Source organism: Streptomyces sp. NPDC058664 (assembly GCF_042716635.1).
In the GTDB taxonomy this organism is placed as follows: domain Bacteria; phylum Actinomycetota; class Actinomycetes; order Streptomycetales; family Streptomycetaceae; genus Streptomyces.
Window position 1 is genome coordinate 77,550 of the sequence record NZ_JBHXRW010000015.1, and the last position, 15,563, is coordinate 93,112.

Here is a 15,563-nt window from a genome sequence, read left to right on the forward strand (position 1 = left end):
GTGAGGGAGATCCCGGAGGGCGGGCGGCCGTGGCGCCGCCTAGCCTTGAGGCATGATCATCAATGCGCGGACCCGGGTACGGATCGCCCGCCCCTCGCGGGATCTGACCGCCGCCGAGCGGTTCTACGTCGAAGGTCTCGGGCTCGACGTGCTGTGGCGGAGCACCGAGCGGGTGTCCGGCGAGCACGACCTGCTCATGGTCGGCCCGCCGGACGGGAGCCGGCACTTCGAGCTGACCCGCGGTCCCGAGCATCCGCTGGAGCCCGCCCCGACCGTCGACGACCTGTTCGTCGTCTACCTCGGGGCACCCGTCGAGGAGGAGCAGGTGGAGCGGCTGCTGGCCACCGGCGGGACGCGGGTGGCCTCGCACAACCCGTACTGGGACGAGTTCGGCGTCACCGTCGCCGATCCCGACGGGTACCGGCTCGTGCTGTGCGCCCGGACCTGGGAAAGATGACCTCGGTCCGGGCGCGGCCGAAGCCCCGCCCGGACCCCGCCCGGACCTCCGGCGGCACCGCCGGCCGGCCGGTCACCTCCTAACCCGTCCGCACCGCCCTCAGGACCACGAACTTCGCGTCGCTCGCGACGAGTTCGCTGTTGCCGAAGATCCGGCGGAGGGTGACGTGGTAGCCGAGGTGCCGGTTGCCGATGATCCACAGCTCTCCGCCCGGCCGCAGCGCGCGCCGCGCGTCCGCGAACATGCGGCGGGCCGTGCGGTCGGTGGTGGCCTGGTGGCTGTGGAACGGCGGGTTGTTGAGGACGAGGTCCACCGAGCCGTCGGGCAGGTCGGAGAGCCCGTCACCGACGAAGAACTCGGCCTTGCGACCGGGCCCCGCGTGGGCACGGAAGTTCTCCTCGGCCGAGGCGACGGCCTGGTACGACTCGTCGGTGAAGACCAGTTCCGCGTCGGGTTCGGAGAGGGCGATGGCGAGACCGACCACGCCGTTGCCGCAGCCGAGGTCGGCGACGCGGGCCCGGCCGAGACCGCCGGGGAGGTTGGCGAGGAAGAAGCGGGTGCCGATGTCGAGGCGGTCGGCGCAGAAGACGCCGGCGTGGTTGGTGACGGTCAGACCGGGGAGTCCGGGCGCGGGGGTGTCCGCCGGGAGGTCGTACCGGTACGGCCAGGGGTTCGGGCGCGGATCGGGCGCGGGGTCGGGTGTGGTGTGGATCAGCCGGGCCTTCTTCACCGCGAGCGAGGTGCGGGTGGGGCCGAGGATCCGCTCGAAGAGCCGGAGCGTGGAGGTGTGGATCTCCTTGACCATGCCGGTGCCGACGATCACCGTTCCCTCGTGCACGGCGGGGGCGAGCCGGTGCAGCTGGTCCTCCAGGAGCGCGAGGTTCCTGGGGACGCGGACGAGGAGGACGTCGATCCGCTCGGGTGGCGGGTCCTGGGTGGTGAGCAGCCGGACGGCGTCCGGAGCGGCTCCGGCGCGGGCGAGGTTGGCCCGTGTGGCCTGCCCGGCGAGGTACGAGTCGGTGATCTGGACGAGCTCGCCGGTGCCGGCGGTCCGTAGCGCGGTGACGAGGGCTCCCCAGCGGTCGCCGAGGACGGCGACGGTGCCGGACAGGTCGGTACCGCTCTCGGCCAGGTGGCCCAGGAGGTATTCGTCGGCCGCGTCCCAGGCGCGCAGCTGGTCGCGCGGGTCCTCGGGAAAGCGGGTCAGCGTGAAGGCGCCCCATGACGTGGTCAAACGGTTCATCGTGCTCTCAGGCTAGCCGGTCGCGGCCGTCGGCTCCTCCTGCCGCGTGCCGGAGCCCGTCCGGAGCGTCCCGTCCGGCTCGCGGCGGCAGAGAGGCGGCGGGGGTGGGGAGGGGGGAGGGGGGCCGAGGAGGGGTGAGGTGGGCGAGGGGGTGGTCAGCGCAGGGCCGTGTCGAGCTGGAGGTGCCAGAGGCCGGGGCGGCCGGCGAGGGTGACGGTGGAGAGGGGGCGGACGTCGACGTTCCAGTAGGTGGCGGGCGGTGCCTTCAGGGCGTACACGAGGGCGGCGCGCACGACGGAGGGTTCCGCGACGGCGACGATGGCGCCGTCGTCGGCGGGGCGGGTGTCGAGCCAGTTCCCTATCCGGGTGATGAAGGCGAGGAGCGGTTCACCGCCGTGCGGGGCGGTGCGGGCGTCGGTGAGCCAGGCGTCGACGGCGGCCGGTTCGAGGGCGGCGACCTCGGCGAGGGTGAGGCCGCGCCAGCGGCCCATGTCGCAGTCGCGCAGCGCGGGCTGGGCGAGCGGCGCGTAGCCGAGGGCGGTGCCGGTGGCGCGGCTGCGCGGGGTCGGGGAGCAGTAGCGCAGTTCGGCCGCGCCGAGCGGGATGAGCGCCGGCGCGGCGAGCTGCACCTCGTACCAGCCGGCCTCGTCCAGTGGCCGGTCGTCGTCGAACCGTTCGGCGAGCAGGGAGGAGCTGCGTGCCGCCGTGACGAGCGTCACCCGAAGACTCATGGCCGCGATGGTGAGGCCGGGGGCTCCGCTGGTCAAGGGGTCGTTCTCCGGGGCCGGAGGGGCTCCGGCTCACTGCTGCCCGAGAGCCATCCACTTGTCCGGATTCTGTAGTGGCGCGAAACCGACCTTCTCGTACACGCCGTGCGCGTCGGCGGTGGCGAGCATGATGCGGCGCAGTCCGTACGGTGCCAGGTGCTCGCGGACGGCGGTGACGAGCGCGGTGCCGAGACCGGTGCCGCGGGCCGGACGGTCGACGTAGACGTCGCAGAGCCAGGCGAAGGTGGCGTAGTCGGTGACGACGCGCGCGTAGGCGGTCATCTCGCCGGTCTCGCGGTGGTAGGCGCCGAGGTTGAGCGATCCCGCGATGGCGGCGTCCTGCTTCTCCCGAGGTCGGCCGAGGGCCCAGTAGGCGTCCGTGGACAGCCAGTGGTGGACGCGGGCGGCGTCGATCCGCGCGGGGTCGGCTGAGATCTCGTACGTCCCGTGCATGACGGTGGTGTCTGTGGTCGCGCTGTCGCTCATGTCCTCAGGTTTCCAGTGACTCCGGGGCTTGTCAGGTGAATGTGCCTCATCCGGAATCGGTCCGGGGCCGGGCGGGGCGGTCCGCTCCGCCCGGCCACCGGGTTCAGGCGGCGAGCTCGTCGACCGCCGTCCGCAGGCGTCGCACGCCCTCCGCGATCTCGGTGGGGCCCGCGACACCCGCGAAACTCAGCCGGATGTGCCCCGCCGGGGGTTCGGCGCAGAAGTAGGGGCGGCCGGGGGCGACGGCGACACCGGCGCGCAGGGCGGCGGCGAGGAGGGCGGCTTCGGGGACGGCGTCGGGGAGGCGGAGCCAGAGGTGGTACCCGCCGTAGGGCACATGGGGCAGGGCGAACGCGGGAAGGTGGTGGGCGACCGCGCCGGCCAGCAGGTCCCGGCGACTCTTGAGCTCCTGGGCGACGGCCCGCAGATGACGGTGCCAGGCGGGCGATCCGACGAGTTCGAGCGCGGCCTCCTGGAGCGGCCGGGGAACGAAGAAGCTGTCGACGACCTGGATGGCGCGCAGGCGTTCCAGGACGGGGCCGCGGGCCGCGAGGGCACCGACCCGGAGGCTGGGCGAGGTGGCCTTGGTCAGCGAGCAGACGTGGACGACGACGCCGTCGGGGTCGTCGGCGACGAGCGGGGCGGGGAGCGGCGGCGCGTCCTCGTGGACGAGCCGGCGGGCGAAGTCGTCCTCGACGACGAAGGCTCCGGCGGCGCGGGCGATACGGACGACCTCGCGGCGCCGCTCCGGCGCGAGCACGGCCCCGGTCGGGTTCTGGAAGAGCGGCTGGCAGACCAGGACGCGGGCTCCGGTGGCGCGGAACGCGGCTTCGAGGAGCTCGGGGCGGACGCCGTCGGCGTCGGCGGGTACGGGTACGGGGCGCAGTCCGGCGGCGCGGGCGACGGCGAGCATCCCCGGGTAGGTGGGCGACTCGACGAGGACGGGGGTGCCGGGCGGGGCGAGGGCGCGCAGGGCGGTGGTGATGGCGGACTGGCCGCCGGCGGTGATGAGGAGGTCGGCGGCGGTGACGCTGCCGCCGATCTCGCGGGCGAACCACTCGCGCAGCTCGGGCAGGCCGTCGGTGGGGGGTCTGCTCCAGGCGCCGGGGCGGCGTCCGGCCCGGGCGAGGGCGGCGGCGAGGGCCCGTTCCGGCTGGAGGGAGGCGTGGAGGTAGCCGCCGTTGAACTCGACCACTCCCGGCGGCGGCGCGGAGAGGGTGACGAGGACGCCGGAGGCGTCGACGGCCCGGGGGACGAGTTCCGTGGCGGTGTCGGCGCTGAGGGTGACCTCCTGCCAGGAGGTGTCCCCGGCGGCGGGGGTGGCGGCACGGGGCTCGGCGCGGTAGGCGCCGGCGCCGGGGCGGGTGACCACGAGCCCTTCGGCGGCGAGCTGGCCGAGCGCGCGGGTGACGGTCACCGGGGAGACCCGATAGCGCTCGACGAGCGCACGGCTCGACGGCAGCTTTCCACCAGGCGAGTAGCGGTTCAGCTCCTCCCTGAGGGAATGCGCCAGTTCGGTGACACTGCTACGCTCATTCATGAGAGCACAGAATAGCGCTACTGCCCCCACGACGATAGCGGTCTCCGGCACCGGGGGAAGCACGCCGACCGGAAGCCCCGCCGCCCCGAGCCCCGCCGGGACCGGCGCGAGCGCCTCCCCCGGGAGCACCCCGCGCGGCGTCGCCGACCCGCTCCCCCGCGGCACGCTGCTCGCCGCCCTCGGCGTCGTGTCCTTCTCGCTCACGTTCCCGTCGACCGTCTGGGGCCTGGAGAGCTTCGGCCCCTGGTCGCTGGTGGCCGTGCGCTCCACGCTCGCCGCCCTCATCGCGGGCGCCTTCCTCCTCGTCGGCCGCGTACCACTGCCGGAGCGCCGCCACTGGGCGGGCCTCGCCGTCGTCGCCGGCGGTGTCGTCATCGGCTTCCCGCTCCTGACGACCCTGGCCCTGCAGACCTCCACCACCTCGCACGCCGCCGTCGTCGTCGGCCTGCTGCCGCTCACCACGGCGGCCTTCGCCGCCGTGCGGACCGGGCGCCGCCCGTCCCGTACGTTCTGGTGCGCCGCCGTGGCGGGCGCCCTCGTGGTGATCGTCTTCACGCTCCAGCAGAGCGGCGGGGCCGTGTCGCAGGGCGACGCGTACCTCTTCGGCGCGCTCCTCGTGTGCGCGGCGGGCTACACCGAGGGCGGTCGGCTCGCCCGGCTCATGCCGGGCTGGCAGGTCATCGGCTGGGCCCTGGTCCTGTGCCTGCCGCTGATGGCGGTCGGCTCCGCCGTGGCGCTGTCCCTGGAGCCGGTCCACCTGAACGCCCACGGCGTGATCGGCCTGGTCTGGGTGGCCGCCGGTTCCACCTTCTTCGGCCTGTACGTCTGGTACCGCGGCATGGCGGCGATCGGCATCCCCAAGGCCAGCCAGCTCCAGCTCGCGCAGCCGCTCCTGACCCTGTTCTGGTCGGTGTTCCTGCTCGACGAGACCCTGCCGCTGGCCGCCCCGCTCGCGGCGGTGGCCGTCCTCGTCTGCATCGCCGTCACCCAGCGGGCGAAGAGCTGACGCGACGGATCAGGGTGACCCGGGTCACAATGACAGACGTAGGCTCCGAGTAGGACAAGCCCGGTCGCGAGGAGGTCACCCCGATGCAGGCGAGCGTGGGCGACAAACTGCTGGTGCACGGCCGGACCGTCGGTCACCACGACCGTACGGCCGAGGTGCTTCAGGTACTGGGGGAGAACGGCACGCCTCCGTACCGCGTGAAGTTCGACGACGACGGTCACGAGGCCCTGATGTCACCGGGTCCCGACACGGTCGTACGCCCTCACCCGGAGGCGGAGGCCCGCTGACCCCCCTCCCCCGGCGGACGGACCCCGGTCGGGTAGTGGTCGGCCACCACGGCCGCCATCGCCCCGATCGGGTCCGTCATGACCTCCTTCGCCGCGAAGAAGCAGTGCCCGCCGACCGTCGGGTATGCGGCGGCGAGCTCCAGGTGGCGTGACAGTTCCCCCGGGTCCTGCCACGCCGCGGGCTGGGCGGGGTCGCCCGCCTTGTAGAGCGCCTCGCCGACGTAGAGGCCGACACCGGTGTCCCGGACCACCGCGTCCCACCACGGCAGCAGCTTGGCGTAGTCGGCGGCGGGCAGGCCGATGTTCCAGTACAGCTGGGGTACGACGTAGTCGATCCAGCCCTCCCGGATCCACTTGCGGGTGTCGGCGTACAGGTCGTCGTAGGTCTGCACCCCGGCGCTGGTGTCCGAGCCCTCCGGGTCGGTGGCGATGTTCCGCCAGACCCCGAAGGGGCTGACCCCGAAGGTCACGTGCGGCTTGATGTCCTTGATCCGGGCCGCGGTCCCCGAGACCAGCAGGTCGATGTTGTGCCGCCGCCAGGACGCCTTGTCGGGGAAGTCCCCGCCGTACCTCGCGTACGCCTCGTCGTCGGCGAAGACCTGCCCGGCCACCGGGTACGGGTAGAAGTAGTCGTCCCAGTGCACGGCGTCGATGTCGTAGCGCCGCAGCGCGTCGAGCATCGCGTCCTGGACGAAGCTCCGGACCTCGGGCAGGCCGGGGTCGTAGGAGAGCTTCCCTCCGTAGGGCAGCACCCACTCGGGGTGGACCCGGGCCGGATGGCCGGCGACGAGCCGGCTCGGGTCCGTGTGATTCGCCACTCGGTACGGGTTGAACCAGGCGTGCAGTTCGAGGCCCCGCCCGTGGGCCTCCTCGACGGCCGTGCCCAGCGGGTCCCAGCCGGGGTCGCGGCCCTGCGTCCCGGTGAGGCACTGCGCCCACGGTTCGTACGGCGAGGGCCAGAGCGCGTCGGCTGTCGGCCGGACCTGGAGGACCACGGCGTTGAGCCGGCGCTCGACCGCCGTGTCCAGGTGGGCGAGGAGTTCGGCGCGCTGTGCCTCGGCGGTCAGGCCGGCGCGGGAGGGCCAGTCGCGGTTGGCGACCGTCGCGATCCACATGCCGCGGAACGCCGGCCTGCGCGGTCCGCCCCGTGCCGGCGCCCCGGCTCCGGCCGTCGCGGGCCCTGTCGCCCCCGTCACGGCGAGCACCGTTCCGGCCGCTCCGGCCACGAACCCTCTTCTGCCGATAGGCCGCACTTGTACCCCTCCTCTGTCGGATACCTCACACCCACCCGGACAGCATGCCCGCACCCCGGACGATCGATCATCGGTTAATGAGCGGTAACGTCGTGGGGTCGAGGCGGACGCATCGGAATCACACGGGCCCCGCCGTCAGAGAAGAGCGAAAGGCACGAGGTGACGGACTCCATGGCCGACATTGAGCGCGTCGGAGTGGTGGGCTGCGGCCAGATGGGCGCGGGCATCGCAGAGGTGTGTGCCCGGAGCGGCCTTGACGTGAGGGTCGCCGAGACCACCGGCGAGGCGCTGGAGATCGGCCGTACACGGCTCTACAACTCGCTGGCGAAGGCCGCCGAACGCGGCAAGATCAGCGAGGAGGAGCGGGACGCGACGCTCGCCCGCCTCAGCTTCACCACCGACCTGGGCGAGTTCGCCGACCGCGACCTCGTCATCGAGGCGGTCGTGGAGAACGAGCAGGTCAAGACCGAGATCTTCCAGGTCCTCGACCAGGTGATGACCCGGCCGGACGCCATCCTGGCCTCGAACACCTCCTCCATCCCGCTGGTGAAGCTGGCCGTGGCGACCTCCCGTCCCGACCAGGTCATCGGCATCCACTTCTTCAACCCGGCCCCGGTGCAGAAGCTCGTCGAGCTGATCCCGGCCCTCACCACCTCCGAGGGCACGATCAGCCGGGCGCAGGCCTTCGCGGAGAAGACGCTCGGCAAGCACGCGATCCGCGCGCAGGACCGTTCCGGCTTCATCGTCAACGCGCTGCTCGTGCCGTACCTGCTCTCGGCCATCCGGATGTTCGAGTCGGGCATCGCGAGCCGCGACGACATCGACAACGGCATGGAGTTCGGCTGCGCCCACCCGATGGGCCCGCTGAAGCTCTCGGACCTGATCGGCCTCGACACGATCGCCTCGATCGCCGACTCGATGTACGCGGAGTACAAGGAGCCGCTGTACGCCGCTCCCCCGCTGCTCCAGCGCATGGTGGACGCGGGCCGGCTCGGCCGGAAGACGGGCTCGGGCTTCTACCCGTACGCCTGATCTCCCGTACGCCTGATCTCCCGTACGCCTGATCTCCAGGCCCCTCGATCTCCGGACGGCCCGCACCCCCGCACAGGTACGGGCCGTCCGGCGTTCCCGCCCTCCTCAGCCGAGGCGCAGGTGGTGGAGCATCAGCAGCCCGGCGGCCATGTTGGCGGCCGGGATCTCGCCCCGGACGATCATGTCGGGGATCTGTTTCAGCGGGACCCAGGCCCGCCGGGAGGACTCGAAGGCGTCCTCGGGCGGTCCCGTGTACGTGGCCCGCTCCGCCCAGTAGAGGTGGTGACGGGCGTCGGTCAGGCCGTTGGACGGTTCGACGGTGAGGAGATGGCGCAGCGGGCCGGGCCGCCAGCCGGTCTCCTCCTCCATCTCGCGGGCGGCGGCCGTCTCGATGTCCTCGTCGTCCTCGACGACACCGGCGGCCAGCTCCCAGCCCCAGCTGTCGGTGATGAAGCGATGGCGCCAGAGCATCAGTACTTCGTCGGCCTCGTTGACGGCGGTCGCGACGGCGACCGGACGGAGCCGGATCAGATAGTGGTCGAGGTGGCGGCCGTCCGGGAGTTCGACGTCCGCGAGGTTCACCCGGAACCAGCGGTTCTCATAGACAGAGCGTTCGCTCAGTTTCGTCCACTGCACGTTCTTGCCACCTTCCGACTGGACGGTGCTTGTTTGATGGCAATATCGCAGCAGTTGGACGCTCACAGGGGAACGCGCAGAGCTCCGTCGATCAGAGCCGCCGCGTCCAGGGCGTCCCCTCCCCCGCTCGCGAGGAGACTCTCCCGTACCTCCCGCAGCCGGTCCCGCAGCCGCCGCGACTCCATCCCGCGCGCCCGCTCGGTCATCTCCACGGCCGTGCGCGCCGCCCCGTCGACCTCCCCCTGCCGCAGCTCGATCTGACACAGCATGGCGAGCCGGTGCACCCGCCCCCGGTCGTGCGAGGGCGTTCCCACCGCCATCGAGGCGTGCTCGTGGGCCGCCGCGAGATCACCCAGACCGAGGAGGGCCTCGGCGACCTGGACGTTGACGAAACCCGGCTGGACGTAACCCGTCTCGGCCGGCTCGTCCCCCGGGCTGATCCGCTCCGCCGCCGCCTCGGCCCGCCGGATGCACGCCAGCGCGGCCGCCCCGTCGCCCAGATGCGCGTACGCCTTCGCCTGCATCGCCGTCAGATCGGCCGTGAGCGCCGGGGTGATCCGCCGCCCCGCCGCCCGCAGCGCCGCCTCCGCGAACGCGACCGCCTGCCGGTACTCCCCCATGCACAGCGACTGGTTGACGAGGAGCGCGATCACATAGGCGCCGAGGCCCCGGTCCCCGCTCGCCTTGGCGAGCCGCAGCGCCTGGTGGAAGTAGCGCTGGGCGAGACCGTGCGCGTCCGCGTCGTACGCGCAGATCCCCGCCACCGCCACGAGCCCGCCGGTGGCGCGGTGCAGCCGCCGTCCGAGGGCGTCGCTGTACGAGCCGCGCAGCAGCGGCGCGGTCTCCGTGGTGAGGAAACCGACGATCCGGGCCCTGGTCGCGATGCCCCCGGCCTTGCGGTACATCTGCTCGTAGTGGGACCGGGCGGCGCTCAGGACGGCGATGTCGGCCGCCGAGACCGTCGTCCGCCCGGTGCGGGAGACGTCGACGTCCTCCGGCGGGTTCTCCCACTCCCACACGGGCATCACCGCCGGGGTGCCGGTCACGGCCGGCGCGGCCACTATGTGCGGCCGCTGCTGCTCGTCGGAGCGCCAGAGGGCGGCCGCCCGCTCCACGAACCCGGAGAGCGGCGAACCGGCGGCGTCCAGCGGCCCGTCCGGCATCCCGAACCCGATGTCGTCCAGGGTCACCTGCCGGTGCAGTCGCGCGGCGAGCACCTCGCAGATCAGGTCGGGCACCTGGCCGCGCGGCCGCTGGCCCTTCAACCAGCGGGCCACGGCGGTGTGTTCGTAGCGCAGGGCGAGACCCCTGGCCCGGCCGGCCCGGTTCACGTGGGCGGCGAGGCCGGCGTTGGAGACGCCCGCTTCGTCGAGCAGGGCGTCGAGCAGGGTGTTGGGCTGCATGGCCGCTCCGGTCGCTCGGTGAACTCAGCGTAGCGGTGGCCGATTTCGTACGGGTCGAACCAGTCGGAGTCGGCCCCTCCCGGCCGCCTCCGCGCGGGACGGTTCGCACGGGGTGTGAACGAAGTACCCGTTCTTCCGGTCCGCGCGCTCTGCCGCGCTCGTCCCCCTGCCGGTTGACTGTGCTTCTCGCCGCAAGGCGACGACCGGGCCGCCGGCTCCCCCCTCAACAGTGCGGCCGCCCGGTCCGCGTCGCCCGCCCCGCTGATCTGCCCGACACTCCGTGGCGGGGCGGGCGTCGCCGGTCCCGTCCCCCTCCGCTCAACAGTGGGAGGAGGAGGCGGGCCGGGGGCGGCGCAGCCCGGGTTCGGCGGGCTGCGCCGGAACCCGGACACGGTCGTTGCGCACGACGAGCAGCGCGACGTCGTCCGCGAGCCGGCCGCCCGTGTGGTGCAGCAGGGCCGTGTGGACCCGGCGGACGAGGGCCGCGGGCGACTCACCGGGCATCGCGGCGAGCGCGGCGTCGAGCGCGAAGAACCGCCCCCGGTGGTCCCGGGCCTCCTCCGCGCCGTCGGTGTGCAGGACCAGCGTCTCGCCCGGCGCCAGCCTGGCCGCCGTGTACGGCACGAGCACGGCGGGCAGGGGCAGCACCCCGAGCGGGGGAAGCGGGTCGCCGACCGGAAGCCGTTCCGCCACCGGACCGAGGCGGTACGGGCCGGGGTGACCGCAGTTGAACACCGAGAGCCGCCCGTCGGAACCGATCTCGACGAGCAGCAGGGTCACGAACTCCTCCGCCGCCGGATGCTCGGGATCCGTCCCGGTCCGCGCCGGGTGCTCGTCCCTCGCCCGCTCCCGCAGGTGCCGGTCGAGGGCACGCTCGAGCCGCCGCAGCACGCCGCCGAGTTCGGGTTCGTCGTGGGCGGCCTCGCGGAAGCTGCCGAGCACCGCCACCACCGCGCCGAGCGCGGCGAGGCCGTGCCCCCGGACGTCCCCCATGACGATCCGCACCCCGTACGGAGTGGCCACCGCCCCGTACAGGTCCCCGCCGACGGACGCGCCCCGCGAGGCGGACAGCTGCCCCGCGGCAAGCGCCAGGCCGTCGAGCCGGGCGGGCGGCGGGCGCAGCAGCACCCGCTGGGTGGCGACCGCGACGGCCCGCACCCGCGCCAGCTCGCGCACGAGCCCACGCCGCAGACCGAGGACCAGACCGATGCCGACGGTGAGGAAGACGACGCTGGTGGCGATCCTCATCGGCATCCCGGGCTGCCGGGCCAGCGGACAGCCGAACTTCCACGCCACGGCCACCGCGCCCCAGGCGGTGGGAAGAGCGAGCGGGGCCAGCCGGCGGCGCCGGGAGCCATCGGAGACCAACGACCTCGTACGGATCATGCACGGCCCTTCCCGAGCCCCGACAGCGCCCGAAGGCCCTGCGGCCCACAGGTCCGCCCCTGCGGCCGCGTCGATTCTGCCGACCGCACGGGCCACCGGGGAACAGCCCCCGGCGATCTCACCCGAAGGAGTGAGCACCCCCGACGCGCCGCCCTTCGCCAGGGCTCCGCCACGCGCACGGGTCATCGGGTCCCGTACGCGCGTGCCCCGTCGCGGGTCCGGAAACGGCGGAGGGCCGCCCCGGGAAATCCCGGGGCGGCCCTCCTTCTCATGCTCTCCGTGCGTCAGGCGCCGCGCAGGACGGCGCCCGTGCGCTCCGAGGCCAGGGCCACGGCCGCGTCGCGGGCCGCGGTGGCCTCGTCGACCGTGAGGGTGCGGTCCGGGGCGCGGAACTTCAGGGCGTACGCGAGGGACTTGGTGCCCTCGCCGAGCTGGTCGCCGGTGTAGACGTCGAACAGCCGGATGGACTCCAGGAGTTCACCCGCGCCCTCGGTCAGGGCGGCCTGGACCTCGGCGGCCGGGACGTCCTGGGCGACGACCAGGGCGACGTCCTGGGTGGCGACCGGGAAGGAGGAGATGCGGGGGGCCTTGAGCGGGCCCTCGTTCGCCTTCTCGAGCAGGTCCAGGTCGATCTCCATCGCGCAGCTGCGGGCCGGCAGACCGAAGGCCTTCACCACGCGCGGGTGGAGTTCGCCGGCGTGACCGACGAGGACCTTCTCGCCGTCCACCTCGACGTGGAAGGCGGCGCAGCGGCCCGGGTGCCACGGGGCGTGCTGGTCGGCGCTGATGATCAGCTCGACCCCGGCCTCGGCGGCCACGGTCCGGCCGGCCTCGACCGCGTCCGCCCAGTCGGACGGACGGCCCTTGCCCCACCAGCCGGCCTGCTCGCGCGCACCGGTGAGGACGACGGCGGCGCGGCGCGGCTGCGCGGGCAGCGCGGCGTTGACCTCGGCGATCTCCTCGTCGGTGGGGCGGCGGTCGACGGGCAGCCGGACGGCGACGCCGGGCTGTCCCTCCGGCCGGAAGACCAGACCGGTCTCGAAGAGCGCCAGGTCGTGGCTGCCACGGCTGTCGTTGCGACGGAGCGCACCGAGCAGGCCCGGGAGCAGCGTCGTACGGAGCGCGGGCTCCTCGTCCGAGAGCGGGTTGACCAGCTTCACGAGGCGGCGACGGGCGTCGTCCGCGTCGAGACCGAGGTTGTCGAGGGCCTGCTCGCCGATGAACGGGTAGCTCAGCGCCTCGACGTAACCGGCTCCGGCGAGGGCGCGGCCCACCCGGCGGTGGACGCGCTGGCGCTCGGTGAGGCCACGGCCGGCCGGGGGCTTCGGCAGCGTGGAGGGCAGGTTCTCGTAGCCCTCGAGACGGATGACCTCTTCGGCGAGGTCGTTCGGCTCGCTCAGGTCGGGACGCCACGACGGCACGGTGACGACGAGCTCGTCCTGGCCGTAGACGTCGCAGCCGACCTCCTGGAGGCGGCGGACGACGGTCTCACGGCCGTAGTCGACGCCCGCGACCCTGTCCGGGTGGTTCGCCGGCATGGTGATCGTGCGCGGCGCGGACGGGGCGCTGATCTCGGTGACGCCGGCCTCGGCCGTGCCGCCCGCGAGCAGGACGAGCAGGTCGACGGTGCGCTGCGCGGCAGCGGCGGCGGCCTGCGGGTCGACGCCGCGCTCGAAGCGCTTGGACGCCTCCGAGGACAGCTTGTGCCGGCGGGCCGTGCGGGCGATCGAGATCGCGTCGAAGTGCGCGGCCTCGATGACGACCTCGGAGGTGCCGGTGACGAGACCGGTCTCGGGGTCGGTCACCGGGTCGGCGATCTCCGTGTTGGCGCCGCCCATGACGCCCGCGATGCCGATCGGACCGCGGTTGTCGGTGATGACGAGGTCCGCGGCGTCCAGGACGCGCACGGTGCCGTCGAGGGTGGTGATCTTCTCGCCGGCCTCGGCGCGGCGGACCCCGATGGGCCCGTCGAGCCGTCCGCGGTCGTAGGCGTGCAGCGGCTGACCGAGTTCCAGCATCACGTAGTTGGTGACGTCCACGGCCAGCGAGATCGGGCGCATGCCGGCCTTCTGCAGGCGGCGCTGGAGCCAGATCGGGGAGCGGGCCTCGGGCGCCAGGCCGACGACGGTGCGCGCGGTGAAGCGGTCGCAGCCGATCGGGTCGGTGACCTGGACCGGGTAGCCGTACGAGTTGGGCGCGGGCACGTCGAGCAGCGCCGGGTCGCGCAGCGGCAGGCCGTAGGCGGTGGCCGCCTCGCGGGCGACACCGCGCATCGAGAGGCAGTAGCCGCGGTCCGGGGTGACGGCGATGTCGAGGACCTCGTCGAACAGCTCCAGGAGGACCGTGGCGTCGGTGCCGACCTCGTGCTCCGGCGGCAGCACGATGATGCCGTGCGTACCGTCGTCGCCCATGCCCAGTTCGTCGCCGGAGCAGATCATGCCCCGGGAGACCCGGCCGTACGTCTTGCGCTCGGCGATCCGGAAGTCACCGGGGAGCACGGCGCCGGGCAGGGCCACGACGACCTTGTCGCCCGCGGCGAAGTTCCGGGCGCCGCAGATGATCTCCTGGGGCTCGCCGGTGCCGTTGGCCGAGCCGACGTCGACGGTGCAGAAGCGGATGGGCTTCTTGAAGTCCGTCAGCTCCTCGATGGTGAGGACCTTGCCGACCACCAGCGGGCCGGTCAGGCCGGCGCCGAGCCGCTCGACGGTCTCGACCTCGAGGCCCGCGGAGACGAGTTTGGCCTGGACGTCACGGCCGGTCTCCGTCGCCGGCAGGTCGACGTACTCCCGCAGCCAAGAAAGCGGGACCCGCATCAGATCTCCATCCCGAACGGCCGGGTGAACCGGACGTCACCCTCGACCATGTCTCGCATGTCGTCGACGTTGTGGCGGAACATCAGCATCCGCTCGATGCCGAACCCGAAGGCGAATCCGCTGTACTTCTCGGGGTCCACACCGCAGGCGACGAGCACCTTCGGGTTGACCATGCCGCAGCCGCCCAGCTCGATCCAGCCCTCGCTGCCGCAGGTGCGGCAGGGGCGGTCCGGGTTGCCGACGGACTCGCCGCGGCAGACGTAGCAGAGCATGTCCATCTCGGCGGACGGCTCGGTGAACGGGAAGAAGTTCGGACGGAGCCGGGTCTTCATGTCCGGGCCGAAGAGCGCCTGGACCATGTGGTCGAGGGTGCCCTTGAGGTCGGCCATGGTCAGGCCCTCGTCGACGGCGAGCAGCTCGATCTGGTGGAAGACCGGGGTGTGCGTGGCGTCGAGCTCGTCGGTGCGGTAGACGCGGCCGGGGCACACCACGTAGACCGGGGGCTCCCGGTCGATGAGGGTGCGGGCCTGGACCGGCGAGGTGTGCGTACGGAGCACGACGCCGGACTCGTCGCCCGTCGTTCCCTCGGGGCCCTCGACGAAGAAGGTGTCCTGCATCTGGCGCGCCGGGTGGTCCGGTACGAAGTTGAGGGCGTCGAAGTTGAACCACTCCGCCTCGACCTCGGGACCCTCGGCGACCTCGTACCCCATGGAGACGAACACGTCGGCGACGCGCTCCATGAGCGTGGTCAGCGGGTGGCGGGCACCGGCCGGGACGCGGTCGTACGGCAGGGTGACGTCGACGGCCTCCTCGACGAGGACCCGGGCGTCACGCTCGGCCTCCAGCTCGGTCTGGCGGGCGGCGAGCGCCTTGGAGACGACGCCGCGGGCCTGGCCCACGAGCTTTCCGGCGGCGGCCTTGGCCTGCGGAGGCAGGGCGCCGATCTCCCGGTTGGCGAGCGCCAGCGGCGAGGTGCCACCGGTGTGCGCGGTCTTCGCCTGCGCGAGCGCGTCGAGGTCGCCCGCGGCGGCGAAGGCGGCGAGCGCCTCGTCCCGCATGCGCTCGATCTCTTCCGGTTTCAGTGCCTCGACCTCAACCGGGTCGTACGACTTATTGGGTGCGGACATCTCTTCCCGTGCTTCCGTTGGCTGGCTGGGCGGCCCCGCTCGACGTCAAGGGCGCAAACGTGCCAAAGAACGAGTCTAACGGGGTGGGGGGACGCGAATGAGCCCGTGGGCAGGCCGGACGGCTCCT

The 15,563-nt window shown here is 73.2% G+C and carries 14 protein-coding genes; 4 read left to right on the forward strand and 10 right to left on the reverse strand.

The annotated features are described in order from the left end of the window. The first annotated feature begins 52 nt into the window (after positions 1 to 52). Positions 53 to 457: a VOC family protein gene (locus ACFWUY_RS14835; protein WP_384107286.1), complete on the forward strand. Its 405-nt coding sequence runs from the start codon at positions 53 to 55 to the stop codon at positions 455 to 457. A 79-nt stretch (positions 458 to 536) separates the two neighbouring features. Here ACFWUY_RS14835 and ACFWUY_RS14840 read toward each other — a convergent pair whose 3' ends face one another. The 4 genes from ACFWUY_RS14840 to ACFWUY_RS14855 all read right to left on the reverse strand — a co-directional run bounded on the left by ACFWUY_RS14840 (position 537) and on the right by ACFWUY_RS14855 (position 4,493). Next, entirely contained in the window at positions 537 to 1,700 is a 1,164-nt protein-coding gene (locus tag ACFWUY_RS14840; protein ID WP_384107288.1) for a methyltransferase, read from the reverse strand. Positions 1,701 to 1,855: 155 nt separating this feature from the next. Then, on the reverse strand, positions 1,856 to 2,431 hold the full coding sequence (locus tag ACFWUY_RS14845; protein WP_384107290.1) for a histidine phosphatase family protein: 576 nt from the start codon (positions 2,429 to 2,431) through the stop codon (positions 1,856 to 1,858). A gap of 69 nt (positions 2,432 to 2,500) precedes the next feature. Continuing rightward, on the reverse strand, positions 2,501 to 2,953 hold the full coding sequence (locus ACFWUY_RS14850; RefSeq protein ID WP_384107292.1) for a GNAT family N-acetyltransferase: 453 nt from the start codon (positions 2,951 to 2,953) through the stop codon (positions 2,501 to 2,503). Between the two features lie 103 nt (positions 2,954 to 3,056). Then, positions 3,057 to 4,493, reverse strand: a complete 1,437-nt coding sequence (locus ACFWUY_RS14855; RefSeq protein WP_384107294.1) for a PLP-dependent aminotransferase family protein — start codon at positions 4,491 to 4,493, stop codon at positions 3,057 to 3,059. Between ACFWUY_RS14855 and ACFWUY_RS14860 the strand changes: the two genes are divergently transcribed. Then, positions 4,492 to 5,499, forward strand: a complete 1,008-nt coding sequence (locus ACFWUY_RS14860) for a DMT family transporter (protein ID WP_384107296.1) — start codon at positions 4,492 to 4,494, stop codon at positions 5,497 to 5,499. The two genes, ACFWUY_RS14855 and ACFWUY_RS14860, sit on opposite strands and share 2 nt — an antisense overlap. An 83-nt stretch (positions 5,500 to 5,582) precedes the next feature. Then, a complete protein-coding gene (locus ACFWUY_RS14865) occupies positions 5,583 to 5,786 on the forward strand; it encodes a DUF1918 domain-containing protein (RefSeq protein ID WP_030551747.1) in 204 nt (67 codons plus the stop codon). On the opposite strand, the gene ACFWUY_RS14870 is transcribed toward ACFWUY_RS14865, so the two are convergent. Continuing rightward, positions 5,762 to 7,012, reverse strand: coding sequence for a glycoside hydrolase family 10 protein (locus ACFWUY_RS14870; protein WP_384107298.1), 1,251 nt, complete (start codon positions 7,010 to 7,012; stop codon positions 5,762 to 5,764). The genes ACFWUY_RS14865 and ACFWUY_RS14870 overlap by 25 nt on opposite strands. A gap of 198 nt (positions 7,013 to 7,210) precedes the next feature. Here ACFWUY_RS14870 and ACFWUY_RS14875 point away from each other — a divergent pair, with 198 nt between their 5' ends. Further along, positions 7,211 to 8,071, forward strand: coding sequence for a 3-hydroxybutyryl-CoA dehydrogenase (locus ACFWUY_RS14875; protein WP_384107300.1), 861 nt, complete (start codon positions 7,211 to 7,213; stop codon positions 8,069 to 8,071). Positions 8,072 to 8,176: 105 nt separating this feature from the next. On the opposite strand, the gene ACFWUY_RS14880 is transcribed toward ACFWUY_RS14875, so the two are convergent. The 5 genes from ACFWUY_RS14880 to pheS form a co-directional block, all read right to left on the reverse strand. Then, positions 8,177 to 8,707, reverse strand: coding sequence for an NUDIX hydrolase (locus ACFWUY_RS14880; protein ID WP_384107302.1), 531 nt, complete (start codon positions 8,705 to 8,707; stop codon positions 8,177 to 8,179). A 62-nt stretch (positions 8,708 to 8,769) separates the two neighbouring features. Continuing rightward, positions 8,770 to 10,110, reverse strand: coding sequence for a transcriptional regulator (locus ACFWUY_RS14885; protein WP_384107304.1), 1,341 nt, complete (start codon positions 10,108 to 10,110; stop codon positions 8,770 to 8,772). A gap of 318 nt (positions 10,111 to 10,428) precedes the next feature. After that, positions 10,429 to 11,496 carry a PP2C family protein-serine/threonine phosphatase gene (locus ACFWUY_RS14890; RefSeq protein WP_384107306.1) on the reverse strand — a complete coding sequence of 356 codons (1,068 nt, stop codon included), beginning with the start codon at positions 11,494 to 11,496 and terminating at the stop codon, positions 10,429 to 10,431. A gap of 284 nt (positions 11,497 to 11,780) precedes the next feature. Next, the gene (pheT, locus tag ACFWUY_RS14895; RefSeq protein ID WP_384107308.1) at positions 11,781 to 14,309 is read right to left on the reverse strand and encodes a phenylalanine--tRNA ligase subunit beta; all 2,529 of its coding nucleotides are present in this window, start codon (positions 14,307 to 14,309) and stop codon (positions 11,781 to 11,783) included. Further along, complete coding sequence (pheS, locus tag ACFWUY_RS14900) at positions 14,309 to 15,436, reverse strand: phenylalanine--tRNA ligase subunit alpha (RefSeq protein ID WP_384107310.1); 1,128 nt, start codon at positions 15,434 to 15,436, stop codon at positions 14,309 to 14,311. The genes pheT and pheS overlap by 1 nt, the downstream gene beginning before the upstream one ends. Between the last annotated feature and the right edge of the window lie 127 nt (positions 15,437 to 15,563).

Excerpts from the sequence above, each read along its gene's own strand:
- ACFWUY_RS14835 (WP_384107286.1), top strand. The coding sequence starts at position 53 with ATGATCATCAATGCGCGGACCCGGGTACGGATCGCCCGCCCCTCGCGG.
- ACFWUY_RS14840 (WP_384107288.1), bottom strand. The coding sequence starts at position 1,700 with ATGAACCGTTTGACCACGTCATGGGGCGCCTTCACGCTGACCCGCTTT.
- ACFWUY_RS14845 (WP_384107290.1), bottom strand. The coding sequence starts at position 2,431 with ATGAGTCTTCGGGTGACGCTCGTCACGGCGGCACGCAGCTCCTCCCTG.
- ACFWUY_RS14850 (WP_384107292.1), bottom strand. The coding sequence starts at position 2,953 with ATGAGCGACAGCGCGACCACAGACACCACCGTCATGCACGGGACGTAC.
- ACFWUY_RS14860 (WP_384107296.1), top strand. The coding sequence starts at position 4,492 with ATGAGAGCACAGAATAGCGCTACTGCCCCCACGACGATAGCGGTCTCC.
- ACFWUY_RS14855 (WP_384107294.1), bottom strand. The coding sequence starts at position 4,493 with ATGAATGAGCGTAGCAGTGTCACCGAACTGGCGCATTCCCTCAGGGAG.
- ACFWUY_RS14865 (WP_030551747.1), top strand. The coding sequence starts at position 5,583 with ATGCAGGCGAGCGTGGGCGACAAACTGCTGGTGCACGGCCGGACCGTC.
- ACFWUY_RS14875 (WP_384107300.1), top strand. The coding sequence starts at position 7,211 with ATGGCCGACATTGAGCGCGTCGGAGTGGTGGGCTGCGGCCAGATGGGC.
- ACFWUY_RS14885 (WP_384107304.1), bottom strand. The coding sequence starts at position 10,110 with ATGCAGCCCAACACCCTGCTCGACGCCCTGCTCGACGAAGCGGGCGTC.
- ACFWUY_RS14890 (WP_384107306.1), bottom strand. The coding sequence starts at position 11,496 with ATGATCCGTACGAGGTCGTTGGTCTCCGATGGCTCCCGGCGCCGCCGG.
- pheT (WP_384107308.1), bottom strand. The coding sequence starts at position 14,309 with ATGCGGGTCCCGCTTTCTTGGCTGCGGGAGTACGTCGACCTGCCGGCG.
- pheS (WP_384107310.1), bottom strand. The coding sequence starts at position 15,436 with ATGTCCGCACCCAATAAGTCGTACGACCCGGTTGAGGTCGAGGCACTG.